Annotated in this window: 1 protein-coding gene; it reads left to right on the forward strand. The window is 27.9% G+C overall.

The window, feature by feature from the left end:
- Positions 1-306: 306 nt before the first annotated feature.
- Complete coding sequence (locus U9R42_10170; GenBank protein MEA3496387.1) at positions 307-2,151, forward strand: asparagine synthase-related protein; 1,845 nt, start codon at positions 307-309, stop codon at positions 2,149-2,151.
- Positions 2,152-2,343: the final 192 nt, after the last annotated feature.

Here is a 2,343-nt window from a genome sequence, read left to right on the forward strand (position 1 = left end):
TAAAGGTAAATTGTTTTTATTTGTGTTAATCATTCTTTAATTCATTTTTGTTGCTAAATTTTCCAACCATAAATCTAAGACTCTGAAACAAGCATTTGCAAATTAATATTAAAATTCAGAAAATAATCCTATGTTAATTTTTTACAAAAAATATTTTCTCTATTTATAACTAACAAATATTCAATAGCTTATGTTGAAACTTTGCTTTTATTTGGAATTAGATACTTCAAAGTGCTAATTTTAAAAAATATTAAAAGTTGATAAAAACAATAATATCGCTTTTTTAAATTAAAAAACTATTAGAAAATGAAAGATAAAATTTGTTTAATCGGATTATTTGAGCATTCGCAAGATGTTAAGGATAAAATATCTTTTGATACATCTAATTATACGTTAGAAAAAAATATTCTTTTTTATGATTATGATTTTGCAAAAACAAATGAAGTCCAACTTTTTGTAAAGGGATTAATTTATAATTCGGATGAATTAAAAAAGGAATTGAAACTTAGTTCAAAAAATAATGCTGAGTTGTTGTTAGAAATATTTCTCAAATATGAGATTGAAGGATTTAAAAAGCTCAATGGACAATTTAGCATTTTAATTAAAAAAGCTGATGAAACGATAATTGTACGCGATAGGCATGGCGAGGGTCCTACTGTATTTTACAGTGATGATTTTTTTGCAGATTCTATTTCAGGGGTTTTGAGTTTTAAAGACTTTAGTGTTAAACCTAATTTTACAAGTTTAGATACTTTTTTGCGTATAAGCTATATCCCTTCACCTTTAACTGCATTTGACGGTTTGAAAAAATTAGCTCCAGGAAATGTTTTACGAAAGAATGCTAATTCATTTAATGTTTTTTCGCTTTTTGATTATGATGATTTTATTTCAAATGAAGTATTGAAAATTGATGAAAAAGAAGCTATTGAAGAATATGAAAGGCTTTTACAGCTTTCCATTAAACGGAGAATAGGAAATGCTGATACCGTTGGTGCATTGCTAAGTGGGGGATATGATTCGGGAGGAAATATTGCTGTACTAAGGGAAATATTTTCAGGAGAAATAAAAAGTTATTCTATTGGTTTTAAGGATAATGCTTTGTCGGAGCATCCTTATGCTGAAATGATGGCTAATGCTTTTAATGCAAAACATAGCTTATATTTAATGGATGGTAGTGAAATAGAATATTTGCCTGAGATAATTGCATCACTAGGCGACCCTTTTTCAGAGTCGGGTTTTATGCTCAATTATTCCGCAATGAAATTTGTTGCTGATGAAAAATTGCCTGTAGTAATTGGTGGTGATGGTAATGATCAGCTTTTTGGTACAGCAGCAAAAGAATTGGCATTGAATTATTTATCATCAAAATATGGTGCTAAAGTTTTTCAAAAAATATTTAGCGGGATATCAGGAAATAAATATTTTGATAATGATAATTTGCAATTCAGATTAAGATTTCATAATGAGAAAATATTAAATATTATGAAACCCGATAATTTTGGGTTTAATTCACATTTAATGAAAGATATTTTTGATTTAGATAATAATACTGAACATCCTTATTTTAAAACAATTCCGAAAAAATATCTAGGTTTTAAAGAATTTTTTGACCAGCATAATTATTATCAGGATATTAGACAAAATATTAATGAAGTAATTTTATTTAAGGCTTCAAAATTAGCTTCTTTGTTTGATGTGAATCTTGCCTTTACCTATATTGATACAGAAATTTATAATTTTTTAAAAAAATTACCATTGCATTTAAAAGTAAAAGGAAAGGTAAAGGATTATGCAAAGGGCAGAGGAATTAGCAAATTTCTTCTTAAGTCAGTAGCAAAACCAAAATTGCCTAAGGAAGTAACTGAAAGGAAAAAACAAGGTGGCTTTTCTCCTTTAGCAATTTTCTTTGATGACAAAAATAGAAGTAATCAAATATTTAATTATTTGCAAAATTCAGATTTTGTAAAGCAAAATGCTGATAAAGGAAAGTTGAATTTATTTATTAATAAATACAAATCACTTGGCTCTAATTCAGCTTATTGGTTTTGGTATAAACAAGTAAAAGCTAATCAATTGTTTAATTTATTGGAGACTGCATTGTGGTGGGATATTTTTATAAATAATAAAAAAGGAAAATTGTCGGAGTTTTAGGTAAAGCTTTAGGGAGGTTCTATAAATACATTTTAGGTTTCTTATTTTTCTGAATGAATATTTTTATTTCCTTGCGACTCTCAGTTTGGTGCGATTAAAAGACAGAAGTGAGAAGTGAGAAGTGAGAAGTGAGAAGTGAGAGGTGAGAGGTGAGAGGTGAGAGGTGAGAGGTGAGAAGTGAAGAGTGAGAAG

The sequence above is a fragment of the Bacteroidota bacterium genome (assembly GCA_034723125.1).
Taxonomy (GTDB): domain Bacteria; phylum Bacteroidota; class Bacteroidia; order CAILMK01; family JAAYUY01; genus JAYEOP01.

Bases quoted from the DNA above. Each gene is read 5' to 3' on its own strand.
- U9R42_10170 (MEA3496387.1), top strand. From the start codon at position 307: ATGAAAGATAAAATTTGTTTAATCGGATTATTTGAGCATTCGCAAGAT.